The organism is Leifsonia sp., from assembly GCF_051955155.1.
Classification (GTDB): domain Bacteria; phylum Actinomycetota; class Actinomycetes; order Actinomycetales; family Microbacteriaceae; genus Leifsonia.
Genome location: NZ_JBQCGZ010000086.1, coordinates 68,119 through 94,757 on the forward strand (window position 1 = coordinate 68,119; position 26,639 = coordinate 94,757).

A 26,639-nucleotide genomic window follows, 5' to 3' on the forward strand; every position below is an offset into this window, starting at 1 on the left:
TTGCCGTCCTCCGTTCCGGTCCCGCAGGATCAGCGCTTCAGGTTCGTGAGCTCCTGCAGCACCTCGTCCGAGGTGGTGATGATGCGGGCGTTCGCCTGGAAGCCGCGCTGGGCGACGATCAGGTTGGTGAACTCCTGCGAGAGGTCGACGTTGGACATCTCCAGCGAGCCGCCCTGCAGGCTGCCGAGGCCGTCCTCGCCGGGGCCGCCCACCTGCGCCGCGCCCGAGTTGACCGTGGCGCGGTAGGTCGAGCCGCCGGCCTTCTCGAGGCCGCCCGGGTTCACGAAGGTCGCCAGCGCGATCCGGCCGACGGCCTGCTTGTCGCCGTTCGAGAACAGGCCGATGATCGTGCCGTCCTTGGACAGGGTGAAGGATTCGAGGGTGCCCGCCGCGCGGCCGTTCTGCTCCTTGAACGCGACCGTCGTCATCCCCGCGTAGCCGGTGCTGGTCGACAGGTCCACGGTGATGCCGCCGATCGCGAGCGAGCCGCCGCTCGTCAGCACGCCCTTGTCGAAGACCAGGGCTCCGTTCGCGGTGGTGCCGTTCGCGTCGGTGCCCGCGACGTTCCAGCCGGCGGCGGTCTTCGTGAAGGTCAGCGTGAGCTTGCGCTCGGTGCCGTTCGCGTCGTAGACGGAGACGTCGCGCACGAGCTGGGAGCCGTCGGCGGCGTCCGAGGGCAGGTTGCCGGTCACCGACGCGGTCGTCGTCGCCGATGCCGGAGCGACGGCCTTGAGCGGGATGGTGACGTCGGTGAGCGCGCCGCCCTGCTGCACGACGCCGTTGACCGCGTTCCAGCCCTGCAGGATCGCACCGCCGGGGCCGACCAAGCGGCCGAGCGCGTCCGGGTCGAACGAGCCGGCGCGCGTGTAGACCGTCTCGCCGCCGACCTTGGTGACGAAGAAGCCGTCGCCGTTGATCATCATGTCGGTCGGGCGGCCGGTGGCCTGCGCCGCACCCTGGGTGAAGTTGGTGGAGATCCCGGCGACGAGCACGCCGAGGCCGATCTGGGCGGGGTTGGTGCCGCCGGTCTGCGCCTGCGGGCCGCCTGCACCCTGGACGAGCTGGGACAGCGTGTCCTGGAACTGCACGGCGGACGACTTGAACGCCGTGGTGTTGACGTTGGCGATGTTGTTGCCGGTGACGTCGAGCATGGTCTGGTGCGAGCGGAGTCCGGAGATTCCGGAGTAGAGCGAACGGAGCATGGCGCTGCCTTTCTGTGTTCCGCCGTCAGGCGGGCGTCGAAGCCGACGCGGACGTGGAGGGGGTGACGACGCCGAGGATGGCGTCCAGGTTGATCTGCTTGTCGCCGACGGTGACGACGGGAACGGCACCGGCGTAGGAGACGGAGGAGGCGACGCCGGTCTGGGTGTCGCCGTTCTTGTCGAGGTAGCTCACCGTGTGCCCGATGAGGGCCGCGGCGGAGGTGCGCATCTGCAGCGCGAACGCCTCCTGGTTGGTGGTGTCCATGTTGGTGAGCTTCTCCATCATGGCCAGCTGGGTGGTCTGCGCGATCATCTGGTTGGTGTCCATCGGCGAGCTCGGGTCCTGGTTGCGCAGCTGGGTGACGAGCAGCTGCATGAACGCCTCGCCGTCCAGCGACTGCTTGGGCACGCGCGTCGGTGCGGTGGTGTAGATGCCGCCGGTGGAGGCGGTGTCGGTTCCGGTGACGGGGTCGACTGCCACGGTGGCTCCTTTCGGTGTCTAGACGATGAGGTCGATCGAGTGGGCGCGGCCGTCGCCAGCGGGGGCGCGGTCGCCGGTCGGTGTTCGGCGCTGCTCCGCGTCCGGCGCGTCGCCACTGCCGCGGTCGGGCAGGCTCGGGCGCCAGCCGCCCGGAGCGTCCCGCTGCGGGGACGGCTGGCTCTGTGCGGAGAGGTCGAGGGTGCCGGAGAGGCCGGCGCCGCCGAGGTCGCGACGCAGGTCGGGGAGGATCGCGCGCAGCGCATCCCGCGCGGCATCGGTTGGCGCGAACAGCTCGACGCGCACGCCCTCGGCCCCGACGTGCGCCCGCACGGTGACGGGACCGAGCGTGTCGGGCGTGACGTGCACGGTCATCACGTGCTCGCCGCGCCCTGCCGCGGCCAGCGTGAAGACGGGACGCGTGAGCTGGGCCCCCAGGGTCGGGGCGGAGGTCGGCGTCGCCGTCGCCGGTGCCGCCGCTGCGGGCGCGGCGACGGGAGCGGCGGCCGGGGCCGGAGCGACGGCGACGGGCGCGGCGGGCGCGGTCTGGTGAGGCTCGGCCGCCGGCCCGACCGGGACGGGCGCCTGCTGGTGCCGGTCGCGGGAGGCGGATCCCTGCTCGCCCGCGGTGTCCGGGAGCACCGCAGCGGGAGCGGGCTGCGCGGGCGCCGCCTGGCTCGCGGCTGGCGCGGATGCGGGTGCCGGTTCGGGCGCGGGCGCTGTCGCGGCGGTTCCCGCGGCCGAGGCGACCGCAGTTCCCTCCGCTCCGGCGGTGACCGGTGCGGCGGGCGCGGGAGCCGCGGCGGTTCGCGAGCCTTCCGCTGCGGGGCGCGGCGTGGACGGGACGGCGGCCGGCGCGAGCGGCACGGCCGGAGTGGAGGCGGCCGGCGCCGCCGGTCCCCCGACGGTCGGCGCGACGTCGACCGGGGCCGGCGCGGCGGAGGGCATGACGGCAACGGTGCCCGCGATCGCCGGCGCCGTGGCGGCGGGCGCCTTCACGTCCGCGGACGGGTCCGCAGCGGTCACCGCCGCCGCCGCAGCGGGCGTCGGTACCGCGGAGGGGATGGGCTCCGCGGCGACGACGCCGGGCGTCGCCGCAACCGGAGCGGCAGGTGTCGCGGGCGCCGTCGAAGCGGACGCGTCATCGGGAGCCGCCGCGCCCCCGGCGGCCGTCGCCTCGTCCGCAGCGGTGCCCCTCGCGCCGGCGCGGGCGTTCCGGCCGTGCGGTTTGGCCTCCCCCGCGCGGTCCGCGTCGTTCCCGCGTGCCGGTCGCCCGTCGACGCGCGTCCCCGCGTCCTGGGCGGACGCGGCCCCGTGCAGGAACGCAGCGAACGCGTCCCCGCCTCGGTTCGGCCCCGGCTTCCCGGCGCTTCCCGTCGCGGCGGGCGCGGCGGGTGCCGGCGCCGCCGCCGTCACCGGGCTCACAGGCTGCCGCCCTTCACGAGGGAGGCGAAGAGCGCCTGCAGCATCGCCGTCTGCGACGAGGCCGACGTGCCGGAGCCGGCAAGCCCGGACAGCCCGGAGAGTCCGGACATCCCGGACATCCCCGCCAGCCCCGACATCGAGGCCAGCCCCGACGACACCGCAGCGGACGCCGTCTGCGCCTGCGGAACGACCCGCCGGATCGTGACGATGTCGGAGTCGTCCAGCCAGTTGTCGACCAGGCTGACGTTGCGTCCCTCGCTCGGCGCGTGGATGACCTTGCCGTTCCCCGCGTAGATGACGATGTGCTCGCCGCCGTTGCAGACGATGAGGTCGCCCGGCTGCGCTTGCGCCAGCGACGGCACCTCGGTGCCGACCGTCGACTGCCCGGAGACCAGCCGCGGGACGTCGATCCCGAGGTCCTTGAACACGCGCTGGACGAGGCCGGAGCAGTCCAGCCCGGACGCGCTGGTGCCGCCGAAGACGTACGGAACGCCCAGGTACTTCTTCGCGTCCGCGACCACGTCGGCGCCGGTGACGGTGCCGCCGCCCGCCGTCGCGCCCGTCGCGCCGGTCGCGCCCGTCGCCCCCGCCGTTCCCGAGGTGCCGAGCGCTCCCGCGAGCGCGTCCGCGAAGTCCGTCGCTCCCGAACCCGACGCCGCGGACGGGCTCGACGTCGCCGTCGCGCCCTTCCCCACGCTGTCCAGCTGCACCAGTGTCGCCTGGATCTGCGCGATCCTGCCGATGGCGTCCGTGACACTCACGCCTCTCCCCTTCCTTCGCCCGCGACCCTCTCGCGCAGCCATGCGCCGGTCGCGATCTCGTCGATGGCCGCCTGCTCCGCGCCCAGCTCGCCCGCGACCACCTCGGCCCGGTGCCGGTTCTCGAGCTTCTCCAGCCCGACCGCGCGCTTCTTTGCCTCGGTGAACGCCGCCTGCGCGGTCGCCGCCTGCGCCTCCGCCTGTTCCGCGAGGGCGGACAGATCGGTCAGCATGCTGCGCGTCGATGCGCGCGCCGCGGCGAGCGCGAACAGCGTCGACGAGTCCGTCGCCTCCACCGGGACCGCGTGCAGCGCGGCGATGGCGCTGGCCTGCCTGTCCTGGGCAGTCCTCCGCAGCGCGTTCGCGGCCGCCAGGTCGCTCGCCGCGTGCTCCTTCTCGATCTGGCGAAGCCGCAGCAGCCCGGCCAAGGGGAACGCTCGTGCCATCAGACCACTCCCATCCCTGCGACGAGGGCGCCGAGGCGCCCCCACGAATCCGTGAGCGGCGCCGGCTCGCCGATGCCCTGACGCAGGAACGCGTTGATCGCGTCCTCGTTCGCGACCGCGGCGTCCACCTTCGGGTTGGTTCCCGGCTTGTACGCGCCGACGTCGAGCAGGTCCTGCGCGCCCACCTTCGCGGCCAGAACGCTTCGGAGCGCGGTGGCGGCGGCGCGCTGCTCCGGCGTCGTGACGCGGGAGGCGAGCCGCGAGACCGAGCCGAGCACGTCCACGGACGGGAAGTGCCCGACGACGGACAGCCGACGGTCGAGCACCACGTGCCCGTCGAGGATGCTGCGGGCGGCGTCGGCGATCGGCTCGTTGTGGTCGTCGCCGTCCACGAGCACCGTGTAGAGGCCGGTGATCGAGCCGGTCTCGCCGGTGCCCGCGCGCTCCAGCAGCTGCGCCAGCAGCGAGAACGTCGACGGCGGGTAGCCACGCGTCGCCGGCGGCTCGCCCGCGGAGAGGCCGATCTCGCGCTGCGCCATCGCGACGCGCGTCAGCGAGTCCATCATCAGCACCACGTCGCGGCCCTGGTCGCGGAACGCCTCGGCGATCCTGGTGGCCGCGAACGCGGCGCGCAGCCGCATGACGGCCGGCTCGTCGGAGGTCGCGACGACCACCACGGAGCGGGCGAGACCGGCGGGCCCGAGGTCGTCCTCGAGGAACTCGCGCACCTCGCGACCGCGCTCCCCCACCAGCGCGATGACCGAGACGTCCGCCTCGGTCCCGCGCGCGATCATCGACAGCAGCGACGACTTGCCGACGCCCGACCCGGCGAACAGCCCCAGGCGCTGGCCGCGTCCCGCGCTCACCATCGTGTCGAGCACGCGCACGCCGAGACCGAGCGGGTTCAGGATGCGCGCCCGGCGCATCGCGTCCGGCGCGCGGTTGTCGAGGGGCACGAAGCCGTCCGGCTCGATCGGTCCCCGGCCGTCGACCGGCCTGCCGAGTGCGTCGATGACGCGTCCGAGCATCCCGGCGCCGGTCGGGACGAGCAGCGGCGTGCTGACGGCGCGCACCGGCGCCCCGGCCGCGACACCGGTCAGCCGACCGTACGGCATGACGCGCGCACCGGACGCCGTCGTCGCGACGACCTCGGCGTGCACGCCGGGATCCTCGCCGATCACCACGAGGTCTCCGATCGCGGCGGCGACGCCCTCGATCTCCGCTCCGAGCCCGACCACGCCGGTCACCCGGCCGACGCGCTCAGGACGGGCGGCCGCCACGGCCGCCTGCCACCCCGCGAGCACGCTCATCCGATCGCGCCCTTCGCACGCTCCAGCGCCGCGTGGATGCGGGCGTCGAGCCAGCCGTCCGGCAGCTCGCCGATCGCGTCGCCGCGGTTCAGGGCGGCGTCCGCCACGATCCGCGGGTCGGACGCGGGCGCGCCCTCCCGGCCCGCGAGCAGGGCGACGTCCTCCGGGTGCATCCGGATGGTCGCCACCGCTCCCCCGGCCGGGTCGCTCAGCACCCGCGCGACGGCAGCCCGCGCCGCGGCGAGCCGGTCGGCCAGCGCGTCGCCGACCACCGCTCCGGCGAGCGCGAACGCCGCCGCCGCGAGCGTCCCCTCCGCCTCCTCCAGCACCGGGACCGTCGCCTCGCGCAGTTCGACGGCCGCCGTGTGCAGCGCCGTCATGAGGATGCGCACCCGGTCCGCGGCCTCCGCGGCCTCGGCCGCCCGCGCCGCCTCCGCGTCCGCCAGCCACCGCGCCTGCTCCTCCGCTGCCGCCCGCAGGCCCGCGGCGTAACCCGCCGCGTACCCGCGCGAGCGGGCGGCGGTCATCGCCGCGTGCTGATCCTCGGTCTCCGCGAGGACCGGCACAGCGAGCGGCGCGAAGGCGACGTCATTCGACATACGCGTCCTCGTCCCCGCGCTGCACGGTGATCGCGCCCGTCGCCTCCAGGTCGCGGATAGCACGGACGATGGCCGCGCGCGCATCCTCGACCTGCGAGAGCCGCACCGGGCCGAGGATGCGGATCTCGTCCTCGAGCACCTCGCGGTTCCGCTCGGACAGATTGGTCGTGATGACCTCGGCCACCGCGTCGGGCGCACCCTTCATGGCGACGGCGAGCACCGCAGCGTCGACGCCGCGCAGCACCTGCTGCACGTCGCGCGCCTCCAGCCGGACGATGTCCTCGAAGGTCAGCATGCGCGAGCGCACCTCTTCGGCGAGTGCAGGATCGCGCTGCTCCAGCGCCTCCAGCAGCGCCTTCTCGGTGCTGGCGTCCGCCCGGTTGATGATGTCGACGAGCGGCTGGATGCCGCCGACGGAGTCGGAGGACGTTCGCGCCGCGACCACCGCGCTCGCGCGCTGCTTGAGGGTGTCCGCGACCACGCGCACTGCGTCCGGGCTCGGCGAGCCCATGGTCGCGATCGCGTGCGCCACCTCGGTGCGCGCCGTGTCGTCCAGGCCCGCGAGGATGCGCGAGGCGTGGTCCGCGCGCAGGTGCGCGAGCACCAGGGCGCTGGTCTGCGGCAGCTCCCCCGCCAGCAGCATCTGCACCTGCCCCGGCTCCACCGCGTCCAGGAACTCGAACTGCTTGCCTGCGAGGCTCGACGCCACGCGGTTGAGGACGCCGGTCGCCCGCTCGGCGCCGAACGACGCCTCGAGCAGCCCGACGGCGATGTCGCGGCCGCCGCGGGTGACGGCGCCGCGGGTGGTGATGTCGTGGAACTCGTTCAGCGCCTTCTCGGCGATCCCGGGGTCCACGCGCCGCAGCCGCAGGATCTCCGCGGTGATCTCGTCGGCCTCCTCGTCGGAGAACTGCTTCATCACCTGGGCCGCGCGCTGCTGGTCCATGTTCATCAGCACGACGGCGACCTTCTGGGCGCCGGTCAGCTGGCTCTTGGTGTCGGTCATACGCCCGCCCGGTCCTCCATCAGGCTGCGCAGGTACTCAGCCGTCTTCTGCGGGTCGCGCTCGGCCAGGGCCTCGATCTCCGCGCGGCGGCGCTCGGCCTCGAGCTCCGGTCCCTCGGGGTCCGGGAGCGGGTCGAGCTGCATCGGCACGGTCGGCGGCGCCGGGTCGAGCGCGATCGGGAACGGCAGCTGGTCGAGCGCGAGGGTGTCGGCCGCCTCGGCATCCAGCTCCGCCTGCTCGGCGGCGCGCTTGCGGCTGCGCCGGAACAGGGCGAAGGCGATGATCGCGGCGGCGACGATGGCCGCGCCGATGATCGTGCTGCGGATGATCCCGCTCAGCTGGTCCGCGGCGGCCGCGTCCTTCGCCTCCTGGATGGCCTTGGCCGCCTCCTTCGCGCCCGCCGTGCTGAACGGCACCATCTCGACGCTCACGGCGTCGCCGCGCGCGGTGTCGATGCCGGCTGCGGCGTTGACCAGGTTGCGGATCTCGTTGGCGCTCACGTTGCCGACCGCGTCCGAGTTGAGCGCGACGGAGACCGTCTGCCTGGTGACCGCGCCGGCGGGGATGGTGCGCTGCTCGGTGACCTTGTCCACCGCATTGTCCTTGGTGGCCGACTCCGAGCTGAAGCTGCCGTTGCCGTTGGTGCCGTTCGGGACCGCGATGTTGTCGGGGCCGAGCACACCGGCCGCGCCGCCTCCCGTCCCGGTGTAGGTCTCCTTCTGCGTGGTCTCGCTGAGCGACGGCGCGTTCGTCGGGGTCGTGTACGACTCCTCGGTGCGCTGCGCGGACTCGGTGCTGACGTCGGCGGCCACCGCGACCGTGGCGTTGCCGGGGCCGACGACCTTGTCGAGCATCTCCTGCACGGCCGACTTGACCCTGGTCTCGTACGTCGTCGCCTGCTTGTCCGTTCCCCCGGTCGCGCCGGCGCCGACGGTGCTGAGCACCGTGCCGTCCGCGTCGACGACTGCCACGTCGGTCGGCTTCATGCCCGTGACGGCGGCGCTGGTCAGGTGGACGATCGCCTGCACCTGGTCGGACGTCAGCGTGACGCCGTTCTGCGTCTCCACGAACACCGAGGCCGTCGGGTCCTTCTTCTCGGACACGAAAACGGTGTCCTCGGGGATCGCCAGGCGCACGGACGCGGTCTTCACGCCCTTCATGGCGCCGATGGTGTTGGCGAGCTCGCCCTCCATCGCACGCTTGTAGGTCACCGACTGCTGGAACTCGGACGACGTCACGCCCATCTTGTCGAGCAGCGAGTAGCCGCCCGAGGTGGAGGTCGGCAGCCCGGCGGACGCGGCCTTGAGCCGCTCGTCGTAGACCTTCTGCTGCGGGACCATGATCGTGGACCCGCCGTCCGTCAGCTCGTACGGGACGCCGTCGGTGCGCAGCTGGTCGACGATCGAGGACGCGTCGGACGCCTGCAGCCCGGAGAACAGCGGCGTGTACGACGGCTGGGACGCCCACATCGCCAGCCCGGTCGCGCCGAGCGCGATCACGGCGATGCCCAGGACGGCGATGACCCGCTGGGCCACGCTGAACCCGCGGATCGTGTCCCCGATCCGCCGGAAGAAGCTCGTCACCTGCTGAGGCATCAGGCCTGCATCCGCATGATCTCGTTGAACGCGTCGACGGCCTTGTTGCGGACGCCGGCGACGAGCTCCATGGTGACCTGCGCGCGGGTGGCGGCGATGGTCGCGTCGTGGATGTCGTCGAGGTTGCCGGTGACGGCCTTGATCGCGAGGGTGTCGCTCGTGCCCTGCAGCTGCTGGAGGTTGTCGACGGCGCTGGTGAGCGCGTCGCCGAACGCCGCTCCCCCGGTTCCCGAAGTCGCGGTGGCCGCGCCCGCGGCGCTGGTGGTGGCGTCGACGGCGCCGATCGATCCGATCGCGGGGATGGGCATCAGTTCTTTCCGATCTGCAGAGCGGCCTGGTAGGACTCCTTCGCACGGTCGACCACCGCGGCGTTCGCCTGGTAGCCGCGCTGCGCCATGATCAGCGCGCCCATCTGCTCGGAGAGGTCGATGTCGGGGTAGCGGACGTAGCCGTTCGCGTCCGCGACCGGGTTGTTCGGCTCGTAGACCATCCGGCCCTCCGCGCTGCCGTACGCGGCGCCCGCGACGTACGCGCCGGAGACGCCCTCCCCCTCCTGCGCGACGATGTACCGCGCCTGGAAGGCGGCGCCGTCGGTGGGCTTCGCGGTGTTGATGTTGGCGAGGTTGTCGCTGATCGCGTCCAGCCACTTGCGGTGCAGGGTGAGCCCGGTGCCCGCGATCCCGATCGCGTCGAAGGTCATGGGGTGCGTCCTCTCGGTCTGGGTCGTCGTCGCCGGGTCAGGTCGTCTTCAGCGCGGCGCGGACGGCCGAGAACTGGTTGCCTGCGGCCTGCGACGCGAACTGGAAGCGGAGCACCGTGTCGACGTTGGAGAGCGTCTCGGTGTCGAGGTTGACGTTGTTGCCGTCGAGCCTGGTCGGCTCGAGCGAGCGGGCGGTGGTCGCCGCGACGTGACCGTCCCCGCGCTCGACGGAGGCAGCGAGCGCGTCCTCGAACGACACCCGCTCCGCGGTGTAGCCGGGAGTGTTGACGTTGGCGATGTTGTTCGCGATCGCACGCTGGCGCGCGGCGAGGCCGTCGAGCGCGCTGAGCAGGGCGGCGCTGGTCACGGATTCGAGCACACTGCACTCCATCGGTGTCGAGGGGGCGGCCCATCCGTGGCCAGTCGATGAGCGATCCGTGCTCGATTCGCTCTATCGACCACGGCGCGGTATGCGTTAGGCGGGGTGCCTGTGCCCAGTTCGGGGTGGTTCCGATCCCGGTGAACGGCAGGTGTCGCGCCCTCCCCGCGGAACGCGACCCGCCTGTGGATGAAACCGGCTAAGCCGGCGTTATCCCACACCTTCATCCACAGCCTTACACAGTGTGTGAACTACACCCGTGTGCTTTCGAACGCACTTTCGAATGCGTGATTGTTGCGCCGAAAACGCTGGTCAGACCGGTTTTCGCTTTCCTGGGAATTCTGAGATTCCACACATTCCGCGCGTGTCCTCCACACGTTTCGCACTCCCATCCACGGGTTCTCCCCATAGTTATCCACAGGTGGACAACCTGGGGAGGGATGCGACGGCGGACGGCGCGGTCGACCCCCGCAGATTGAACGGAGGTTGAACGCCGTCGACACGCCCGGGAGGCGCGCAGTCAGCCGATCAGGTCGAAGTAGACCGGGTGCGGACCGGCCTCGGCGCGCGGGACGGATTTGACCGCGGCGAGGTGCTTCGCGGTGGTCTGGCGGACGTCCTCCAGGTAGCGGATGGTGTGTAGCTGCGCCTCGAGCAGCCGCGCGGCGCGCTCCTGCAGCTCGGCCGGGATCGGGCCGAGCCCGATCGGCGGACGCCAGGGGACGGGGTCCACCGTGGCGAGCGCCCCGTGCAGCTCCTGCTCCATGCGGGCGAGCGCGTCCGCCCACGCCTCGATGGCGGGGGAGGAGGCCGCCTCCGCGGCGAGGTCCTCGTACTCGTCCTCGAGCTCAGGCGACACCGAGGTCATGCCCACCCTCGTCTCCGGCCGCCCCATAGGCGCCCGCGCCGGCCGCCGTACCGGCGCGTGGCGATCCGCCGGCCGCCGGCAGCGCCGCGGCGGCCTCGTGCCAGGTCTGCCGCAGCGGCTCGACGAGCCCGATGGCCTCGTGCACCTTGTCCGCGTCGCGCTCGATGGTGCCCGCGACGATCAGGTCCGCGACGTACGCGTACAGCTGGAGGAGCCCCTCCGCGCCGTCCCACAGGTCGACCCGCAGGCTCGAGGCGAGCTCCGCGACGATCTGGTCGGCGTGCCGCAGGTTCTCCCACGCGGTCGGCCACGCCTCGGCGCGCAGGGCATCCTCGGCGCGCGTGAGATCGAGCACGAGCCGGTCGTAGAGCATCGTGAGCAGGCGGGCGGGGCTCGCCGAGAGCACGCTGTCCCTGTTGTAGGCGGAGAGCTTGGCCGCCGCGTTCCCGAGCATCGTCATCACTTGCCCGACGAGAGGGAGGCGAGCTGACCGGTCAGCCACGACGACTGGGACTGCAACTGCTGGAGCTGGACTTCGAGATTGGCATAGGTCTTCTCCAGGGTCGACCGCCGGTCGGCGAGACGGGTGTCCCAGTCCGCGATCTGGTCGTTGAGACTCTTGACCGTCTTCTGCTCGCCCTGGATCTTCGTCGTGATGGTGCCGTCGTACTTGTCGCTGGCGACCGTCGCAGCGTCTGAGACGCGCTGCGCGATGGTGGACAGCGCCGCCTTGACCTTGTCGGGGTCGGTCGCGAGCGCCGTGGCGAACTTGTCCTTGTCGAACGTGACCTGGCCGTCGCTCGTGATGCTGATTCCGTAGGTCGAGGGGGAGACGCCGTCGATGGGCGCGATCACCGCGTCCATGAGCTTCTGGTTCGCGTCGCGCACCGTCGACTCGCCGGTGAAGGCGCCCGCGGTGACGACCGTGCCGCCGGCGGAGTCCGTGCTGGTGGCGACGGCCTGCTTCTGGCCGATGTAGGTGAAGATGTCGTTGACGGAGGTGACGAAGGTGTTCGCCGCGTCCGACAGTGCTTTGTCGTCTCGGGCGACCGTGAGGGTGACCGGCGTCGTCGACGCGGCCGTCACGGTCACGGTGACACCGGGCAGCACGTCGCCGAAGGTGTTGGTCGAGCTGGTGACCACCTGCGCGGCGCCGGTGCCGGACCAGAGCGTGAGCTGGGCGTCCTGGGCCTGCCGCACCTGCGCGGCGCCCGGATCGCTGAGGATGTTCGTGGCGGTGCCCGCCGCGACGTCCGCCGGGGTGCCGCGGTACGCGGTGAACGCACCAGCGGCTCCCGTCTTCGTGGAGCTGAGCTGCAGGCGGTAGAGCTGCTGGCCGGTCGCGGGATCGAGCCCGGCCGAGACGCGGGTCGCGCTGACCCCGACGCCGGCCTTGTTGATCGCGGCGGCGACATCGGCGAGAGACGAGCTGGCGGCGGTGACCTGCGTCGTCGTGCCGTCGGCGGCGACGAACGTGAGGGTCGGCGGCTGATCCGGCCACTGGGTGAGCGGTCCTGTGACCGTGACCTGGGACTGCGCCAGGCGGTCAACGGTGAAGTCGATGCTGCCGTCGACGGCCCCCGGCCCCGCAATGGCGGTGACGGCAGTCGAGCTGCTGCTGGTGGTGTGCAGGTCGGTGCCCGCGGGCTTCGCGAGCTTGCCCGCGGAATCGGCGAGCGCGGCGACCTTCGCGTTGAGGGTCTGCATCGCCGTGATGAAGGTCGTCGAGTCGCTGACCTTGTTCTTGAGCAGGGTCTGCGGAACGGCTTCCGCCTGCATCAGCTGGTCGATCAAGTCCGTCGTCTTCAGGCCGCTGATCAGACCGTCGATGGCCAATCCCATGCGGTGCTCTCCCTTCTACGGACCTGCTGCGGGTGGTGCCGGATGTCGTTGTGGTGCACGTGGTCGGCGACCGGGACGTCCTTTGGGGATGACGTCCCGGCCGCCGGGCCTGTTGCTTCTGCGCTAGGAGCCTGTGTGCTGCTTAGCGGAGGAGCTGCAGGACGCCCTGGCCGGACTGGTTGGCCTGGGCCAGCATCGCGGTGCCCGCCTGCGACAGGATGTTGGAGCGGGTGTACTTCACCATCTCCTCCGCCATGTCGGTGTCGGTGATGCGCGAGTTCGCAGCGGACAGGTTCTCCTTGGAGACGTTGAGGCTGCGGATGGTGCTCTCGAAGCGGTTCTGCACCGCACCGAGGTTGGCGCGAGCCGTCGAGACGCCCTTGATCGCCGTGTCGAGCGCGGTGATCGTGGTGAGGGCGTTGGCGGCCGAGTCGTAGGTGAGTGCACCCACGGTGGTGGCGATGGTGGCGACGTTCGCGCCGGACAGGTCGACGTCGATCTGGTCGTTCGCCGCCGAGTCGCCGGCGCCGACCTGGAAGGTCAGCTTCGCGTTGGAACCGTCGAGCAGCTTGATGCCGTTGAAGTTCGCGTCGCCGGAGATGCGCGTGAGCTCCTTGGTCAGCTGGTCGACCTCGGTCTTGATGGCGGCGCGCGAGTCGGCGTTGTTCGAGTCGTTGCCTGCCTGGACGGCCAGGTCGCGCATGCGCTGCAGGATCGAGTGGACCTCGGTGAGCTGGCCTTCAGCGGTCTGCACGACGCTGATGCCGTCCTGAGCGTTGCGGGCGGCGACGGTGAGGCCACCGACCTGCGACTTCAGGCCCTCGGAGATCGCGAGACCCGCCGCGTCGTCCGCCGCACGGTTGATGCGGAGGCCGCTGGACAGCTTCTCGAGCGACTTCGAGAGGTCGCTCTGAGTGTTGTTCAGGTTGCGGTAGGCGTTGAGCGCCGAGATGTTGGTGTTGATCTGCATACCCATGATGTTTCCTCCATGACTGGGCTGTTCTTACGCGGTCCGTCCGTGTCCCGCAGAACCCTCTATCGGCCGTCGCCCTCGCCCCGTTAGCGACGACTTCGGGGACGGCTCAGGATGCCTGCGCGGCGGGGGAGGCGGGGGCCGGAGCGTGCGGGTGCAGGTTCGCGACCGCGTGCTGCGCGAGCCGGGCGAGGTAGGCGCTGCGGCGGGCCTGCGAGGTGCGTGCCTCGATGACCTCCGGATCGCCCTCGTCCGCGTAGTGCGTCGCGAGGCCCTCGCGCATCAGGCGGATCGCCTCCGAGCGCTGCTGGGACACCGCGGAGTGGGTGATGCCGAGCTCCTCGGCGATCTCGGTCACCGTGCGGTCGTCGAAGTAGATCGCCTCGACGATCGAGCGCATCCGGTCGGGCAGCGCTGCCACCGCAGCGCGGACGTAGGACGTGCGCTCGCCGGCGAGCAGCGCGTCCTCCGGGCCCGGCGTCTCCGAGATCAGGAACGGCTCGATGGTCTCGTCGAGCGTCGTGACCGACCGGGCGGCGTCCGCGAGCCCGGCCGCCGCGGTCTCCCGGTCGACGCCGAGCGCGCTCGCGATCTCGTCGACCGATGGGGTCCGTCCCAGCGCCGAGCTGAGGCTCTCCTGCACGGCGAGCGTCTCCTTGATGCGCTTGCGGGCGGACCTCGTCGCCCAGTCGCTCGCGCGCAGCTCGTCGGCGAGCGCGCCGAGGATGCGGGTGCGGGCGTACGCCCCGAACGGGACACCGGTCGTCGCGTCGTACGCCTCGGCGGCCTGCACCAGCGCGAGCGAGCCGGCCGAGGCCAGGTCGTCGCGCGACAGGTGCGTAGCGCGCGCGCACAGGTCGGAGACCAGGTAGCCGACGAGCGGCAGGTTCTCGACGACGAGCGTGTTGCGTTCGTTCCGGTTCACGCGGGCGACCCCTCTGGTAGTTCCGGGCACCGTGCATCCACCTCGGTCGGGAGGCGGTGCGCGGGTACGCGGGCGGTGCTTGGATGCTCGGGCTGGGTCGGGTGCCGAGCGGGTGCTAGGGGTCTTTCGTGTTCACGGTAACAACGCCCGCACGGCGCGGTCCCGAGTGTTTTGCCCCCACTACGGGGCAGCACCTACCCCCAGTACGGGGAGAGGAGAAACGCGCGCAGACCGGCTAGGCCCCTGAGGGATTTCAAAGCCTGCACCGCCTAACGTTGGCTTCGAGGCTGCCGATGGTCCCCCATGAGGCGGACAACCCGTCCGCTGTCGGATCGAGGGACCCAGGTGCGCACATCGACTCACGAGGACGTCAGGAGCGACATGGCCGCGAGCGAACTCTCCGCGCAGCTCTGGAAGGAGCGTGAGCTCCTCGAGCTCCTGCTCTTCAAGCTGGAGGAGGAGCAGCTGCTGCTCATCTCCGGCAAGTCGCGCTGGATCTCTCACGCGACGCGCGAGGTGGAGCAGGTGATGGAGCGCATGCGGGCGGTCGGGCTCGCGCGCACGGTCGAGGTCGCCGTCGTGGCCGAGGAGTGGGGGATCGGCCCCGACGCCACCCTGCGCGAGCTGGCCGCCGCCGCACCGAGCGGCATCTGGTCCGACATCTTCACCTCGCACCTGACGGCGATGACCGAGCTCACCGGTCAGATCGCCGAGGTCCGGGACACCAACGAGCGACTGCTGCGCGAGGCGGCCCGGTCCACCCAGGAGACCCTGAGCGGCCTCACCGGGAGCGGACCGGACGCGGGCGTGTACGGCGCGGCGGGCGAGAACCGCCCCGGCGACACCGGCGCGCGGCTCTTCGACACGGAGGCGTGATGAGCACTTTCAGCGGACTGAACACCGCGTACACCGGCCTGGTCGCCGCGAAGGCGGGGCTCGACGTCGTCGGCCAGAACCTGGTGAACGCCAACACCGCCGGGTACACCCGCCAGCGGGTCACCACCTCCGGTGTCCCCGCGCTGAACAACGCCGGGCTGTTCTCCGGCGGCGTGCGCCCCGGCCAGGGCGTGAGCGTCGACGGCATCCAGCGGCTCGACGACGCCGCCCTCGACGCGCGCGTGCGCACGACGACGGCGCTCGCCGGCTACTCCTCCACCCGCGCTCAGGCGCTGGCGACGCTGGAGGGCTCGCTGAACGAGCCGGGCACCAACGGCATCTCCGCCCAGCTGCAGAAGTTCTGGTCCGCCTGGGGCGACGTCGCCAACCAGGCGGGGGAGCAGGCGCCGGTCGGCGTGCTGCTCGGCCAGGCGGGCAGCCTGGTCACGCAGATCGCCGCCGGCTACCGCGCCGTCGACGACCAGTGGACGGCGCTGCGGCAGAACGCGTCGGGGATGGTCAACGACCTCAACAGCGCCGCCGCCGAGGTTGCCGACCTGAACGGCCGCATCCGCTCGGCGGTCGCCGCCGGTGCCTCGCCGAACGAGCTGCTCGACCGCCGCGACCTGCTGACGGCGAAGATCGCGAACCTGGCGGGCGGCGTCGTCCGCCCGAACGACGACGGCACGGTGGATGTGCTGGTCGGCGGCAACGCGCTCGTCTCCGGCACCACGGCGAATGTCGTCCAGCTGGCCGGAGGCCAGCGGATGTCCGACGCCGCGGGCGACCCCGTCCGCCTGGAGTGGGCCCACCGCCCCGGCGCCGCGATCGCCCTGGAGGGCGGTCAGATCGCGGGCGCCGTCTCCACGCTCGCGCCCGCTGACGCCTCCGGAACCGGCGGCGTGCTCGCCGAGGCCGCCGCGAGCTACAACGCCTTCGCCGTCTCGCTCGCCCAGCGCGTGAACGCCGTGCACAGCACGGGCGCCACGCCGACCGGCGCGACCGGCCTCGACTTCTTCGCCATCGACGCGTCCAAGCCCGCCGCGCTCGGCCTGTCCGTCGTCCCGACCTCCGTCTCGCAGGTCGCGACCGGCACGCCGGGCGCCGGCGGCAGCAACGGCAGCATCGCCGACGCGATCGCCCAGCTCGGAACGGGCACGGACGCCGTCGACAAGCAGTGGTCCGCCTTCGTGGTGCGGGTCGGCGTCGCCAGCAAGACCGAGCAGCAGCAGTCGGATCTCGCCGACCTGGCCGCGAGCTCGGCCAGCAGCGCGCAACTGGCGAACTCCTCCGTCGACCTCGACGAGGAGAACATGAACATGCTCGCGTTCCAGCACGCCTACCAGGGCGCGGCGCGGGTGATGACGGCGGTGGACGAGGCGCTCGACGTGCTCATCAACCACACCGGATTGGTCGGGAGGTAATCGTGTTCACCCGCGTGACGAACGCAACGCAGACGCTGAATGCGCAGCGGAACCTGCAGCTCAGCCTGCAGCGCCAGGCGCAGCTCTACGATCAGGCGACCAGCCGCAAGCAGATCACCAAGCCGTCGGACGACCCGACCGCTGCGGCGAGCGCGATGGTGGTCCGCTCCGACCAGGCGGCCACCGCGCAGTACCAGCGCAACGTCGACAACGGCGACGCCTGGCTGACCACCGCCGACTCGGCCTTGACCGGCGTGGAGAGCATCCTGCGCCGGATGCGCGACCTCACCGTGCAGGGCGCCAACGACGGCGCGCTCTCCCCGGAGGCGAAGGAGTCGGTCGCGACAGAACTCGACGGCCTGAAGAAGAGCCTGATGGCCCTCGCCAACTCCACCTACCTGGGCCGCACCGTCTTCGCGGGCAACTCGGACGCGGGGGTGGCGTTCCAGCCCGACTACACGTTCACCGGCGTCGCGGGAAGTACAGTGGAGCGCAGGATCGGCCCCGACACCACCATCCGGGTGGACGCCGACGGCGCCGCGGTCTTCGGAACCGGTGCCTCCTCGGTGTTCGCCCTGATCGACAACACGGTGAGCGACCTGCGCAACGGGGTCAACGTCGGGCCGCGCCTGGCGGAGATCGACGACAGGATGAAGGCGGTCGTGGGAGAGCACGCGGAGATCGGCGGACGCCAGACCCGCATCGACAAGGCGAAGGACACCCTCGCCGTCGGCGCGAACTCCCTCGAGGCGCAGCGCGCCGGCCTGGAGGACGTCGACCTCAGCAAGGTGCTGCTCGACCTGAAGACGCAGGACGTGAACTACCAGACCGCGATCGCCGTCACCGCGCGCGTGCTGCAGCCGACCCTGATGGACTTCCTCCGATGACCGCCGTGCGTTTCGTGACCCCGCCTCCCGGGCTGGAGCCGCTCGACGCGTTCGAGCTGGTGCCGGTCGCCGGCGCGGACGGACTGTTCACGCTCACCGCGACCGAACGCCCGGAGATCCGGCTGTTCACGCTCGACGCGGAGCGGCACCTCCCCGGCTACTCGCCGGAACTGCCGGACGACCGCGCGGCCGAGCTCGGCATCCAGTCGGCGGAGCAGGCGCAGCTGCTGGTGGTCGTGACGCCGTCCCGCGAGGGCAGCACGGTCAACCTGCTGGCCCCGGTGATCGTCAACCGGGGGACCGGCGCCGCGCTCCAGCTCGTGCTGGACGACGACGCGCTCCCGGTCCGCGCCGAGCTCGCGGCGCTCGCGGGCGCCTGAGCCGCTACTTCTTCGGCGCAGGCAGCGGGCAGGCCGCCGCCTTCGTCATGGTGTCGACCGCCTGCTGCTCCGACCACGGCAGCGCGGAGACGACCTTGGCGCCCTTGGTGTCCGCGGGGACCTTGGAGACGATGGAGGCCAGGCGCTCGGCGAGGGCCTGGGCGAAGCCGGCACCCGCCGTCGAGTTGTTGAGGGCGACGACGATCGTGAGGCCGGACGCCGGGTCGGTGTACATCGCCGACAGGTAGCCGGGGATCGCGCCGGAGGCGCCGCGCAGCGGCCCGAGCAGCTGCATCCCGAGTCCGTAGCGCTGCCAGGACGCCCCGGCGGGAACCCCCTGCGCCTGCGCGTCTGCCGACCTCTCGCTGACGAGCGAGCCGGACGCGAGGGCCTGCGAGAACATGCGCAGGTCGTCGAGCGTGGAGACGACTCCGCCTGAAGTCCAGCCGACGGTGGGGGAGAGCCTGGTCAGATCGTGCATCGGCTCGCAGACCGTCTTGCCCGTCGCGTCCGGCAGGGCGGCATAGCCGACGGGATGCGGTCCGGGCGGCGTCAGCACCGTCGCGTCCGGGAGCACGGTGGCGTCCATTCCGAGCCGGTCGAAGATGCGCTCCTTGTAGAGCTGCTGCCAGCTGGTGCCCGTCGCGTTCTGCAGCGCCATCCCGAGCAGGATGCCGTTGGTCTGCGACGGCGTGTACTTCTCGCCGGGGTTCCCGGTCCGCGCGGTCGCGATGCCGTCGCTCGCGAGTTCGAGCGGCGGCCACGATCGAGTCGGGTTGGTGAGGAACTGCGTGCGCAGCTGGCCGGCGTAGTCGCCGATCCCCGAGGTGTTCTGGCACAGCTCGCGGAGAGTGACCCCCGTCACACCGACGAGGCCGGGCAGCCACTCGGTGACCGGGTCGTCGAGCTTGACCTTGCCGTCGTCCACCAGGGACAGCAGCACCGTGCACGACATCGGCATCGTCAGCTGACCCGCGCGGAACGTCATCGCCGTGGTGACCGGCGTGCCGCCCTTGAGCGCGGTCGTCCCGGTCGCGGCGGTCCAGCTGCCCGCCCAGGGCGCCCACACCCCGGCGATGCCCGCGGAGGCGCCCGCCTTCGTCATCGCCTCGGTCAGAGCGCTGTCCAGCCGCTTCTCGACCTCGGTGCCGAGACCGCCCGGCTGCTGCTGGGGGAGGCCTGCGCCCGCGTTCACGCTCGTGCACGCGGCGAGCGCGAGTGCGACGAGAGCGGCGGTCGCGGCCAGGGCTGCCCTGTGGAGCCGCTTCGGTCGTCGCATGCCATCCCCCGACGGTCGTGTGCCAGTCTGTCCAGCGATTGTAGCCCGCACGGGGGTCTCCAATCCGTTCGGACGTGGCGCGCCGAAGACACACCGAGGCGCGCGACCGTGCGCCGTCGTCCAAGGAGGAGACTCTCATGCGCACATCCCCGAACCGCCTCGTCGCCACCATCTTCGGCGCCGTCTATCTGCTGGTCGGCCTGCTCGGCTTCGCCTTCACGGGTGGCGTCGGCTTCGTCGCGACGAAGGGCGGCCTCATCCTCGGGATCTTCGAGGTGAACCCCCTGCACAACATCGCCCACCTGCTCATCGGCGCCGCGCTGCTCATCGCGGGTCTGACCAGGGTCGCGGCGGCGAAGGCCGTGAACACCACGGTGGGCGCGGTCTACCTGCTGCTCGGCATCGTCGGCTTCTTCCTCGTGGGCACCGGCGCCAACATCCTGGCACTGAACACCCCCGACCACTTCCTTCACCTCGTGAGCGCGATCGTGCTCCTCGGTGTCGGTCTCGGCGCCGAGCGGACCGTGCGCTCCCGCTCGATGGCGGTCTGACCGACGTGGCCACGGCGCACCCCTTGAGCAGGATGTCGGACGCCCGTCCCGTCGCCCCGGCGACGCGGGCGTTCCTCGCCGTGGCCGCGCTGGGGGCCGGGCTGCTGCACGCCGCCCTGGCCCCCGGCGCACCCCCGCCGCTGCTGGCCGCGTTCGTGGCGCTGGCAGCGGCGGAGCTCGGCTGGTCGGTCGCCGCCCTGGCGCGCGACCGGCCGCCGGCGTTCGCCGCCGTTCCCGCGCTCGCGCTCGTCCCCCTGGGGATGTGGGCGGCGCTCGCGACGGCCGGCGCGACGGCGTCGGGGGGAACGGTCCTCTCCCTCCCGATCCTCCCGATGGCCGTCGCCTCCCTGCTCGACCTCTCCGTCGCCGCGGTCGCCGCGGTCGTGCTCCGCCGCGCCCGACGGACCCCGCGGTCCGGCGCGCGTAGCCCCGGCGCCCTCCGCTTCGTCGCCTCGCTGACGCTGAGCGCGTGCGCGGTCTGCGCGGTCACCATCCCCGCGCTCGGCGCGACCGACGCGGGCATCGCCGCGGTCACCGTGCACCACCAGCACTGACGCCCGGCCGCGGTTGACGCCGCAGGCCGCACGCGACAGACTTAGGTAAGCCTTACCTGACCGGGAGACCAACGTGGCCGAACTCATCCCCTTCTCGCAGGCGCTCCGCGAGCGCACCCGTACGGTGCACCAGGAGAGCGAGGGCGCGGTCTTCATGCAGGACCTGATGAGCGGCAAGGGCAGCCGCGACGACTACATCCACCTGCTCTCGCAGCACTACTTCATCTACGAGGCGCTCGAGGAGGCCGCCGAGCGGATGGCGGACGACCCGGTCGCCGCCCTGTTCATCACGCCGAAGCTCACGCGGCTTCCTGCCATCGAGGCGGATCTCGAGTTCCTGATCGGGCCGGACTGGCGGGACCGCATCCACCCGCTGCCGAGCACGCTCCGCTACACCGCGCGGGTCCGCGAGGTGGGCGCCGGCTGGCCGGGCGGCTTCGTCGCCCACCACTACACGCGCTACCTCGGCGACCTCTCCGGCGGGCAGATCATCCGCACGCTGCTGCAGCGCCAGTACGGCTTCGAGACCAACGGCGTCGGCTTCTACCTCTTCACCGAGATCGCCAAGCCCAAGGTCTTCAAGGACGTCTACCGGGCCCAGCTGGACGCCGTGGACTGGGACGACGAGGAGCGCGACCGCGTCATCGCCGAGGTGGCGCTGGCGTTCCGCTTCAACACCGAGCTGTTCGACGACCTCGCCGCCGCGAAGGCCGCCGCCTGACGCCTTCGGCTACGACATTTGTGCCGAATCGCGGCCTGCGCGCGCGCAGTCACCGAGATCTGGCACAAATGTAGGCGAGCGCTAGCGCCTGCTCAGCGAGAACGACGCGTTGCCGAAACGGACGATCGAGCCGGGGTCCACCTCGTGTCGTGTCTTCGGGTCGCACGCGAACGTCCCGTCGCCCGGGTAGCTGATCGTCGTCCCGTTCGCGGAACCGAGATCCATCACCCAGAAGACGCCGTCGTACTGGCCGAACGCCAGGTGCGCGCGCGAGACCGACTTCGCGTCGTTCCCGATCGTCACCAGCTCGACGTGCGCGGGGTCGTCCAGCTCGGTGCCCGGCGTGTGGACGGACGGGTTGCGGCCGATCACGCCGTTGCCCATCGTCTCCAGGTGCTGGCCGTCGCTGAAGTCCAGCACGAACGTCGCTGCCATGGTGTCTCCCCTCACGTCCAGGCAGAACCCTAGCGGGTCGGCCTAGGGCGTCGCAGGGGAGGCGGCGGCCACCGGGACGTGCACCGGGCGCGCGTCGCGCATGAACCGCTCGACGTCCGGGTCGACGGTGATGTCGCTCGGTCGCAGCGGCCGGGTCAGGTAGAGGCCGTCCAGCGTCGTGATCCTGCTGAGCGCGACGTACGTCTGCCCGGAGGTGAACGCGCGCGTTCCGAGGTCGACGATCGCCGCGTCGTAGGTCTTGCCCTGGGACTTGTGGATGGTGACCGCCCACGCGAGCCGCAGCGGGAACTGCGTGAACTCGGCGACCACGTCCTTCGTGAGCTTCTTGGTCTCGGGGGAGTAGCTGTAGCGGTACTTCTCCCAGATCGCCGGCTCCACCTCGTGCACCTCGCCGTCGACGTCGACGTACACCGTCGAGTCGATCCGGGTGACGGTGCCGATCGTCCCGTTCACCCAGCGCGGGCCGTCGCCCTGGCCGACGTCGTTGCGCAGGAACATCACCTGCGCTCCCACCTTGAGCTCGAGCACCTCGTCGGCCGGGTAGGTGCGGCCGCCGAAGTCGCCGGACACCTCCGCCTTCGCCGTGAGCGCGCGCCCCGGCAGGCGGCCGAGCGCCTGCGCGTTGATCCGGTTGACGGTGTCGTTGCGCGTCGCGAGCGTGATGGTGCCGTCCTGCGGCGCGGGCCGCGCGCCCACCTCGTTCAGCCGGTCCGCGATCTCCTTCGTCACCTGCCCGTGCCGCACCGCGTTGAGCATGAACCGGAACTCGGACTCGTGCTGCCGGTGCACCTGCAGCAGCTCCACGATCCGCAGGTCCGCCTCGCGCCAGACCTTGGCGTCGAAGAACCACATCGACCGGTAGGTGTCGCTGAAGTAGGCGCGCTCCTCGTGGTCCCCCGGCACCGGGGCGAGCTGGTAGGGGTCGCCGAACAGCACCACCTGCACGCCGCCGAACGGCTCGGCGGGACGCTGGCGCGCCTGCCGCAGGCTGCGGTCCACCGCATCCATCAGGTCCGCGTTCACCATCGAGACCTCGTCGATGACCAGAGTGTCGATGCTGTTGAGGAGCTTCCGCAGTTCCACGGTCTGCTCGATGTCGTGGTCGGCGATCACGCCGATCGGCAGCCGGAAGAGCGAGTGGATGGTCTGGCCGCCCACGTTCAGCGCCGCGACGCCGGTGGGCGCGGAGATGACCAGCGACTTGTCCGTGTTCCAGGACAAGTGGTTCAGCAGCGTCGACTTGCCGGTGCCCGCCCTGCCGGTCACGAACACGTGCTCGCGCGTGTTCTCGATCAGCTCGTAGACCGCCTGCTGCTCGGGCGAGAGGGACAGCCGGCCCATCGGCGAACCCCTTCCACGCACCTGCCGAACGAGTGCAGAGCGCCGGACCGGATCCTCCGGGCGAGTCCCTTCCGCGCGCGACCTGCCGAACTACTCTAACCCCGCACGCGCACCGGCAGGCGCTCATCCACAGGCCCATAGGATGGCCTCATGAGTGGGGACGGCTCGGGCATCAGGACGCGTCCCCTCCTGCTCTGGGCCGGTATCGGGATCCTGCTCGTCGTCGCGTTCGCCGCGGCCGTCGGCGCGGTGCAGCGCGCGTTCTACAGCCCAGCCGGATTCGTCACCGCGTACGTCGACGCCCTGGCCTCGCACGACGTCGCCACCGCGCTGTCCATGCCCGGCGCCGCGCCGACGAGAGCCGCGCTGACGAGCGCCCGGCTGCCCGCCGACGCCTCGCGCGAGCTGCTGCGCAGCGACGTGCTGCCGACGCTGACGGACATCACGGTCCGCTCCGACGAGGAGCTCGCCGGCGGCGAGCACAAGGTGACGGTGCACGCGCTCGCGGACGGCAGCGCGGTCACCGCGGACTTCATCGTCCGGCCCGCCGGCTCGGTGCTCGGCGTGCTGACGACCTGGGAGTTCGCGTCCGTCCCGCTCACGGTCGCCCACATCACGGTGGCGCACGCCTCCACCTTCACGATCGGGTCGCACACCGTCGACCCGCGCGCGGCCGCTCCCGACCAGCCGGAGTCCGCGTTCAGCGTCGCCGCGGACTACCTGATGTTCGCCCCCGGCCGCTACGAGCTGGGGCACCGCTCCCTGTACCTGCACGCCGATCCCACCGTCGTCTCCGGTTCGCCCGGCCGGACGACGGAGGCCGTCGTGGACGCGCAGCCGACCACGGGGTTCACGGCCGCGGTGCAGAAGCAGCTGAACGCGTTCCTCGACGAGTGCGCGAAGCAACAGGTGCTGCAACCCGCGGGCTGCCCGTTCGGCGTCGTGATCGACGACCGGGTGCAGGGCACGCCGACGTGGAGCATCGTCAGCTACCCCGTCGTCCACCTCACCGCCGGCGCGACCGCCTGGACGATGGACCAGGCCGTCGGCGTCGCCCACCTGTCGGTCACCGTCCAGTCGCTGTTCGACGGGACGGTGCGACAGCGGGAGTCGGACGAGAAGTTCGCCGTCTCGCTCTCCAGCGTCACGATCCGGCCGGACGGGTCGCTGGACATCGTCGTCGCCGACTAGCGGCGGGTCACCGCTTGGCGCCGTCGCGCTCCGCGAGCCGGGCGAGCCGTTCGTTGTACGCGCGCAGCTCGGCGTCCCCGGTGCGGTCCGCGTTGCGGTCGCGGCGCCTGGTCTCGCGCTCGTCGCTCCTGCTCCACTGGATGGCCACCACGATCGCGAGGATCACCGTCGGGATCTCGCCGATGCTCCACGCGATCCCGCCGCCGGTCTGCTGGTCGACCAGCGGCGTCGCGCCCCAGGTGCGTCCCATCGCCCCGAACCAGTCGGCGAGCAGCAGGCCGTGCATCTGCATGATGGACAGCCCGAAGAAGGCGTGGAAGGCCATCGTCAGCAGCAGCAGGAGCAGCCGGAACGGGTACGCCAGGCGGTACTTGACCGGATCGATCCCGATCAGCGACTGGACGAACAGGTAGCCGGTGATCAGGAAGTGCACGATCATCCACTCGTGCCCGATGTGGTCGGTCGTCGCCCAGCGGAAGATGGGCGTGTAATAGAACGCCCACAGCGAGCCGGCGAACAGGATCGCCGCGACGATCGGGTTGGAGATGATGCCGGCGAAGCGGGAGTGCACGGCGAGCAGGATCCACTCGCGGCCGCCGCGGCTGCCGTCCGTGCGCTTGCGGATCGCCCGGGCCGCCAGCGTGATGGGCGCGCCGGGCACCAGGAGCAGCGGGACCGCCATCGTGAGCACCATGTGCGCGGACATGTGCGCCGAGAACAGGTACTTCTCGTAGACGTTCACGCCGCCGTTGGTGATGTAGAACAGCAGGGCGATGCCGAGCACCCAGAGCACCGTCCGGTACACCGGCCACTTGTCGCCGCGGCGGTGCAGTCGCCAGGCGCCCGCCAGGTAGAAGAACAGTGCGAAGGCGCAGCCGAGCACCCAGAGCAGGTCGAAGTTCCAGCTCGTGAACAGCCGACCCCAGGTGAGCTCGGGCGGCAGCTTCTCGCCGGTGAGGATCTCCGCGGGCGTCGGGGTGGCCGCGCGGGTCTGCGGGACGGGCGTGACCGTCCTCGCGAGTGCCGCGGCGACGCCGGAGGCGATGCCCATGAAGGCGAGCTCGGCGGTGACGATCCACCAGAACGTGGAACGGGATCCCCCGGACTTCAGCCGGCCGATGAGGACGCGCCGCTGCATCACGCCGAACAGGCCGAGCGCCACCAGCGCGGCGACCTTGATCAGCACCAGGATGCCGTAGGGCGTCGCCAGCTGCGCAAGGCTGCCGACCCGCAGCTCCGCGTTCACGTACCCGGACGCGGCGACGACGACGAAGCAGATCAGGGCGATGCTGGAGTACCGCTCGAGCACGGTGACCAGCCGGCCGCCGCCGAGCGTGGATTTGATCACGATCAGCGTGACCAGCCCGCCGAGCCAGATCGCGGCGAACAGGACGTGCAGGCCGAAGGACGTCACGGCCGCGTCGTGGCCCGCGGCCTCCGCGCTGTGACCCTGCTGCGCCATCGGCACGACCGACGCCATCGCCAGCAGCGTGACGAAGACGATCGCGGTGTGGTTCCGCACGGCGAAGCACAGCACCGTGACGGCGGCCGCGATCAGCGTGATCCCGAGCCAGGCCTGGCCGAGCGACACGCTCGTGATGAACGAGCTGAGGCCATTCGTGAACGTCTGGTCGAACGACCACGGGACGTTGGAGACGCTCACGAAGGTGAAGAGCCCGGTGATCGCCGCGGCGACGGTCATGACCGCGGCGCTTCCCGCGGCGAAGTCGAGCGCCTTGCCGTACTCGGGACGGTCCGGTGCGAACGCGAAGCATGCCAGCACCAGCGCGCCGACGGTGCCCGCGAGCGAGAGGTTGACGACGAGCGTGGAGATCGGGAGGCCCCAGCGCACCAGGGCGCCGGGGTCAAGGAGCAGCGGGGCGGCCGCGCCGCCTCCGAACGCGAGGGCGGCGAGCACGGACGCCAGGGCGGCGACCAGCAGCACGGCAGGTCCCATCACGCGGAGAACTCGGGGCACCCGTCAAGCCTACGTCGCTGCCGCTGAGCGACCGCCCACAGCGTCCGCCGCCCGGGCCAGGACAGACGACGAGGGCGGCACCGCACCGTGTGCGGGGCCGCCCTCGGGCAAGCGTGCGAAGACTACTTGACGGCAGCCTTGAGCTTCGAGCCCGCGGTCAGCTTGACGCGGTGGCCGGCCGGGATCGAGATCTCCTCGCCGGTCTGCGGGTTGCGGCCGGTGCGAGCGGCGGTCTCGGTGCGCTCGGCGGCGAGCCAGCCCGGGATGGTGACCTTGCCGCCCTTGGCGACGGTGTCGCTCACGGTGGCGAAGAACGCGTCGACGACGCTCGAGACGGTGGCCTGGCTCTGACCCGACGCCGCAGCGACGGCAGCAACGAGCTCGGTCTTGTTCAGGTTGTCAGCCATTGAGTGTCCTCCTCGGACCTTGTGCTGGATCTACAGCTATCGTGTGGAACGGTTGAGGCCACGAAGGCCGTTACGTTTGGTCGGTTGA

Annotated in this window: 30 protein-coding genes; 8 read left to right on the forward strand and 22 right to left on the reverse strand. The window is 71.7% G+C overall.

What is annotated here, in order from left to right:
• Nucleotides 1-29 precede the first annotated feature (29 nt).
• The 17 genes from ACTHMF_RS09025 to ACTHMF_RS09105 all read right to left on the reverse strand — a co-directional run bounded on the left by ACTHMF_RS09025 (nt 30) and on the right by ACTHMF_RS09105 (nt 14,506).
• Nucleotides 30-1,202 carry a flagellar hook protein FlgE gene (locus ACTHMF_RS09025; protein ID WP_440317176.1) on the reverse strand — a complete coding sequence of 391 codons (1,173 nt, stop codon included), beginning with the start codon at nt 1,200-1,202 and terminating at the stop codon, nt 30-32.
• Between the two features lie 25 nt (nt 1,203-1,227).
• Entirely contained in the window at nt 1,228-1,683 is a 456-nt protein-coding gene (locus tag ACTHMF_RS09030) for a flagellar hook capping FlgD N-terminal domain-containing protein (protein WP_314148924.1), read from the reverse strand.
• A gap of 18 nt (nt 1,684-1,701) precedes the next feature.
• Nucleotides 1,702-3,105 carry a flagellar hook-length control protein FliK gene (locus tag ACTHMF_RS09035; protein WP_440317177.1) on the reverse strand — a complete coding sequence of 468 codons (1,404 nt, stop codon included), beginning with the start codon at nt 3,103-3,105 and terminating at the stop codon, nt 1,702-1,704.
• A complete protein-coding gene (locus ACTHMF_RS09040; protein ID WP_440317178.1) occupies nt 3,102-3,866 on the reverse strand; it encodes a C40 family peptidase in 765 nt (254 codons plus the stop codon). The genes ACTHMF_RS09035 and ACTHMF_RS09040 overlap by 4 nt, the downstream gene beginning before the upstream one ends.
• Nucleotides 3,863-4,309, reverse strand: a complete 447-nt coding sequence (locus tag ACTHMF_RS09045; protein ID WP_440317179.1) for a hypothetical protein — start codon at nt 4,307-4,309, stop codon at nt 3,863-3,865. Before ACTHMF_RS09045 ends, ACTHMF_RS09040 begins: the two co-directional genes overlap by 4 nt.
• Nucleotides 4,309-5,619, reverse strand: coding sequence for a FliI/YscN family ATPase (locus tag ACTHMF_RS09050; RefSeq protein WP_314149913.1), 1,311 nt, complete (start codon nt 5,617-5,619; stop codon nt 4,309-4,311). Before ACTHMF_RS09050 ends, ACTHMF_RS09045 begins: the two co-directional genes overlap by 1 nt.
• Nucleotides 5,616-6,218, reverse strand: a complete 603-nt coding sequence (locus ACTHMF_RS09055; protein WP_440317180.1) for a FliH/SctL family protein — start codon at nt 6,216-6,218, stop codon at nt 5,616-5,618. Before ACTHMF_RS09055 ends, ACTHMF_RS09050 begins: the two co-directional genes overlap by 4 nt.
• Nucleotides 6,208-7,224 carry a flagellar motor switch protein FliG gene (gene fliG, locus ACTHMF_RS09060; protein WP_314149008.1) on the reverse strand — a complete coding sequence of 339 codons (1,017 nt, stop codon included), beginning with the start codon at nt 7,222-7,224 and terminating at the stop codon, nt 6,208-6,210. The genes ACTHMF_RS09055 and fliG overlap by 11 nt, the downstream gene beginning before the upstream one ends.
• Complete coding sequence (gene fliF, locus ACTHMF_RS09065) at nt 7,221-8,819, reverse strand: flagellar basal-body MS-ring/collar protein FliF (RefSeq protein WP_440317181.1); 1,599 nt, start codon at nt 8,817-8,819, stop codon at nt 7,221-7,223. Before fliF ends, fliG begins: the two co-directional genes overlap by 4 nt.
• Nucleotides 8,819-9,127, reverse strand: a complete 309-nt coding sequence (gene fliE, locus ACTHMF_RS09070; RefSeq protein ID WP_314149006.1) for a flagellar hook-basal body complex protein FliE — start codon at nt 9,125-9,127, stop codon at nt 8,819-8,821. The genes fliF and fliE overlap by 1 nt, the downstream gene beginning before the upstream one ends.
• The gene (locus ACTHMF_RS09075; protein ID WP_314149005.1) at nt 9,127-9,519 is read right to left on the reverse strand and encodes a flagellar basal body rod protein FlgC; all 393 of its coding nucleotides are present in this window, start codon (nt 9,517-9,519) and stop codon (nt 9,127-9,129) included. The genes fliE and ACTHMF_RS09075 overlap by 1 nt, the downstream gene beginning before the upstream one ends.
• 37 nt (nt 9,520-9,556) lie before the next feature.
• On the reverse strand, nt 9,557-9,898 hold the full coding sequence (locus ACTHMF_RS09080; protein WP_314149004.1) for a flagellar basal body rod protein FlgB: 342 nt from the start codon (nt 9,896-9,898) through the stop codon (nt 9,557-9,559).
• Nucleotides 9,899-10,418: 520 nt separating this feature from the next.
• Nucleotides 10,419-10,766, reverse strand: a complete 348-nt coding sequence (locus ACTHMF_RS09085; RefSeq protein WP_440317182.1) for a hypothetical protein — start codon at nt 10,764-10,766, stop codon at nt 10,419-10,421.
• Nucleotides 10,747-11,226: a flagellar export chaperone FliS gene (locus tag ACTHMF_RS09090; RefSeq protein ID WP_314149002.1), complete on the reverse strand. Its 480-nt coding sequence runs from the start codon at nt 11,224-11,226 to the stop codon at nt 10,747-10,749. The genes ACTHMF_RS09085 and ACTHMF_RS09090 overlap by 20 nt, the downstream gene beginning before the upstream one ends.
• Complete coding sequence (gene fliD, locus ACTHMF_RS09095; protein WP_440317183.1) at nt 11,226-12,608, reverse strand: flagellar filament capping protein FliD; 1,383 nt, start codon at nt 12,606-12,608, stop codon at nt 11,226-11,228. The genes ACTHMF_RS09090 and fliD overlap by 1 nt, the downstream gene beginning before the upstream one ends.
• A 142-nt stretch (nt 12,609-12,750) precedes the next feature.
• A complete protein-coding gene (locus ACTHMF_RS09100) occupies nt 12,751-13,584 on the reverse strand; it encodes a flagellin N-terminal helical domain-containing protein (protein ID WP_314149000.1) in 834 nt (277 codons plus the stop codon).
• Nucleotides 13,585-13,690: 106 nt separating this feature from the next.
• Nucleotides 13,691-14,506: a sigma-70 family RNA polymerase sigma factor gene (locus ACTHMF_RS09105; RefSeq protein ID WP_314148999.1), complete on the reverse strand. Its 816-nt coding sequence runs from the start codon at nt 14,504-14,506 to the stop codon at nt 13,691-13,693.
• Nucleotides 14,507-14,887: 381 nt separating this feature from the next.
• On the opposite strand from ACTHMF_RS09105, the gene flgN reads away from it, so the two are divergent.
• From flgN to ACTHMF_RS09125, 4 genes are read left to right on the forward strand one after another with little or no spacing between them, the layout of a single operon-like run.
• Nucleotides 14,888-15,382 carry a flagellar export chaperone FlgN gene (flgN, locus tag ACTHMF_RS09110; protein ID WP_314148998.1) on the forward strand — a complete coding sequence of 165 codons (495 nt, stop codon included), beginning with the start codon at nt 14,888-14,890 and terminating at the stop codon, nt 15,380-15,382.
• Entirely contained in the window at nt 15,382-16,806 is a 1,425-nt protein-coding gene (flgK, locus tag ACTHMF_RS09115; RefSeq protein ID WP_314148997.1) for a flagellar hook-associated protein FlgK, read from the forward strand. Before flgN ends, flgK begins: the two co-directional genes overlap by 1 nt.
• 14 nt (nt 16,807-16,820) lie before the next feature.
• Nucleotides 16,821-17,693 carry a flagellar hook-associated protein FlgL gene (gene flgL / locus ACTHMF_RS09120; protein ID WP_314148996.1) on the forward strand — a complete coding sequence of 291 codons (873 nt, stop codon included), beginning with the start codon at nt 16,821-16,823 and terminating at the stop codon, nt 17,691-17,693.
• On the forward strand, nt 17,690-18,073 hold the full coding sequence (locus ACTHMF_RS09125; RefSeq protein ID WP_440317184.1) for a flagellar assembly protein FliW: 384 nt from the start codon (nt 17,690-17,692) through the stop codon (nt 18,071-18,073). Before flgL ends, ACTHMF_RS09125 begins: the two co-directional genes overlap by 4 nt.
• Before the next feature lie 4 nt (nt 18,074-18,077).
• Here the strand turns inward: ACTHMF_RS09125 and ACTHMF_RS09130 are convergent, their stop codons facing one another.
• Complete coding sequence (locus tag ACTHMF_RS09130) at nt 18,078-19,352, reverse strand: serine hydrolase domain-containing protein (protein ID WP_440317185.1); 1,275 nt, start codon at nt 19,350-19,352, stop codon at nt 18,078-18,080.
• A 137-nt stretch (nt 19,353-19,489) separates the two neighbouring features.
• Between ACTHMF_RS09130 and ACTHMF_RS09135 the strand changes: the two genes are divergently transcribed.
• From ACTHMF_RS09135 to ACTHMF_RS09145, 3 genes are all read left to right on the forward strand, one after another.
• Nucleotides 19,490-19,903, forward strand: a complete 414-nt coding sequence (locus ACTHMF_RS09135; protein WP_440317186.1) for a DUF4383 domain-containing protein — start codon at nt 19,490-19,492, stop codon at nt 19,901-19,903.
• A 32-nt stretch (nt 19,904-19,935) separates the two neighbouring features.
• Entirely contained in the window at nt 19,936-20,457 is a 522-nt protein-coding gene (locus ACTHMF_RS09140) for a hypothetical protein (protein ID WP_440317189.1), read from the forward strand.
• A 73-nt stretch (nt 20,458-20,530) separates the two neighbouring features.
• Nucleotides 20,531-21,178: a heme oxygenase (biliverdin-producing) gene (locus ACTHMF_RS09145; RefSeq protein ID WP_314146119.1), complete on the forward strand. Its 648-nt coding sequence runs from the start codon at nt 20,531-20,533 to the stop codon at nt 21,176-21,178.
• Between the two features lie 81 nt (nt 21,179-21,259).
• On the opposite strand, the gene ACTHMF_RS09150 is transcribed toward ACTHMF_RS09145, so the two are convergent.
• Together ACTHMF_RS09150 and ACTHMF_RS09155 are read right to left on the reverse strand one after the other, a co-directional pair.
• Entirely contained in the window at nt 21,260-21,613 is a 354-nt protein-coding gene (locus ACTHMF_RS09150) for an FHA domain-containing protein (protein WP_314146120.1), read from the reverse strand.
• 42 nt (nt 21,614-21,655) lie between these two features.
• A complete protein-coding gene (locus ACTHMF_RS09155) occupies nt 21,656-22,975 on the reverse strand; it encodes an ATP-dependent DNA helicase (protein ID WP_440317187.1) in 1,320 nt (439 codons plus the stop codon).
• Between the two features lie 150 nt (nt 22,976-23,125).
• On the opposite strand from ACTHMF_RS09155, the gene ACTHMF_RS09160 reads away from it, so the two are divergent.
• Complete coding sequence (locus tag ACTHMF_RS09160; protein ID WP_440317188.1) at nt 23,126-24,166, forward strand: hypothetical protein; 1,041 nt, start codon at nt 23,126-23,128, stop codon at nt 24,164-24,166.
• A gap of 7 nt (nt 24,167-24,173) precedes the next feature.
• On the opposite strand, the gene ACTHMF_RS09165 is transcribed toward ACTHMF_RS09160, so the two are convergent.
• Together ACTHMF_RS09165 and ACTHMF_RS09170 are read right to left on the reverse strand one after the other, a co-directional pair.
• On the reverse strand, nt 24,174-26,123 hold the full coding sequence (locus tag ACTHMF_RS09165) for a cytochrome c oxidase assembly protein (RefSeq protein ID WP_314146256.1): 1,950 nt from the start codon (nt 26,121-26,123) through the stop codon (nt 24,174-24,176).
• A gap of 143 nt (nt 26,124-26,266) precedes the next feature.
• Nucleotides 26,267-26,551, reverse strand: coding sequence for an HU family DNA-binding protein (locus tag ACTHMF_RS09170; protein ID WP_314146123.1), 285 nt, complete (start codon nt 26,549-26,551; stop codon nt 26,267-26,269).
• Nucleotides 26,552-26,639: the final 88 nt, after the last annotated feature.

What these genes read in the sequence shown, in the direction of transcription:
- flgN (WP_314148998.1), top strand. Translation starts at nt 14,888, where the DNA reads ATGGCCGCGAGCGAACTCTCCGCGCAGCTCTGGAAGGAGCGTGAGCTC.
- ACTHMF_RS09130 (WP_440317185.1), bottom strand. Translation starts at nt 19,352, where the DNA reads ATGCGACGACCGAAGCGGCTCCACAGGGCAGCCCTGGCCGCGACCGCC.
- fliF (WP_440317181.1), bottom strand. Translation starts at nt 8,819, where the DNA reads ATGCCTCAGCAGGTGACGAGCTTCTTCCGGCGGATCGGGGACACGATC.
- ACTHMF_RS09135 (WP_440317186.1), top strand. Translation starts at nt 19,490, where the DNA reads ATGCGCACATCCCCGAACCGCCTCGTCGCCACCATCTTCGGCGCCGTC.
- ACTHMF_RS09045 (WP_440317179.1), bottom strand. Translation starts at nt 4,309, where the DNA reads ATGGCACGAGCGTTCCCCTTGGCCGGGCTGCTGCGGCTTCGCCAGATC.
- ACTHMF_RS09100 (WP_314149000.1), bottom strand. Translation starts at nt 13,584, where the DNA reads ATGGGTATGCAGATCAACACCAACATCTCGGCGCTCAACGCCTACCGC.
- ACTHMF_RS09140 (WP_440317189.1), top strand. Translation starts at nt 19,936, where the DNA reads ATGTCGGACGCCCGTCCCGTCGCCCCGGCGACGCGGGCGTTCCTCGCC.
- ACTHMF_RS09055 (WP_440317180.1), bottom strand. Translation starts at nt 6,218, where the DNA reads ATGTCGAATGACGTCGCCTTCGCGCCGCTCGCTGTGCCGGTCCTCGCG.
- ACTHMF_RS09050 (WP_314149913.1), bottom strand. Translation starts at nt 5,619, where the DNA reads ATGAGCGTGCTCGCGGGGTGGCAGGCGGCCGTGGCGGCCGCCCGTCCT.
- ACTHMF_RS09025 (WP_440317176.1), bottom strand. Translation starts at nt 1,202, where the DNA reads ATGCTCCGTTCGCTCTACTCCGGAATCTCCGGACTCCGCTCGCACCAG.
- ACTHMF_RS09075 (WP_314149005.1), bottom strand. Translation starts at nt 9,519, where the DNA reads ATGACCTTCGACGCGATCGGGATCGCGGGCACCGGGCTCACCCTGCAC.
- ACTHMF_RS09090 (WP_314149002.1), bottom strand. Translation starts at nt 11,226, where the DNA reads ATGACGATGCTCGGGAACGCGGCGGCCAAGCTCTCCGCCTACAACAGG.
- fliG (WP_314149008.1), bottom strand. Translation starts at nt 7,224, where the DNA reads ATGACCGACACCAAGAGCCAGCTGACCGGCGCCCAGAAGGTCGCCGTC.
- fliD (WP_440317183.1), bottom strand. Translation starts at nt 12,608, where the DNA reads ATGGGATTGGCCATCGACGGTCTGATCAGCGGCCTGAAGACGACGGAC.
- ACTHMF_RS09150 (WP_314146120.1), bottom strand. Translation starts at nt 21,613, where the DNA reads ATGGCAGCGACGTTCGTGCTGGACTTCAGCGACGGCCAGCACCTGGAG.
- ACTHMF_RS09125 (WP_440317184.1), top strand. Translation starts at nt 17,690, where the DNA reads ATGACCGCCGTGCGTTTCGTGACCCCGCCTCCCGGGCTGGAGCCGCTC.
- ACTHMF_RS09160 (WP_440317188.1), top strand. Translation starts at nt 23,126, where the DNA reads ATGAGTGGGGACGGCTCGGGCATCAGGACGCGTCCCCTCCTGCTCTGG.
- flgK (WP_314148997.1), top strand. Translation starts at nt 15,382, where the DNA reads ATGAGCACTTTCAGCGGACTGAACACCGCGTACACCGGCCTGGTCGCC.
- ACTHMF_RS09085 (WP_440317182.1), bottom strand. Translation starts at nt 10,766, where the DNA reads ATGACCTCGGTGTCGCCTGAGCTCGAGGACGAGTACGAGGACCTCGCC.
- fliE (WP_314149006.1), bottom strand. Translation starts at nt 9,127, where the DNA reads ATGCCCATCCCCGCGATCGGATCGATCGGCGCCGTCGACGCCACCACC.
- ACTHMF_RS09170 (WP_314146123.1), bottom strand. Translation starts at nt 26,551, where the DNA reads ATGGCTGACAACCTGAACAAGACCGAGCTCGTTGCTGCCGTCGCTGCG.
- ACTHMF_RS09155 (WP_440317187.1), bottom strand. Translation starts at nt 22,975, where the DNA reads ATGGGCCGGCTGTCCCTCTCGCCCGAGCAGCAGGCGGTCTACGAGCTG.
- ACTHMF_RS09165 (WP_314146256.1), bottom strand. Translation starts at nt 26,123, where the DNA reads ATGGGACCTGCCGTGCTGCTGGTCGCCGCCCTGGCGTCCGTGCTCGCC.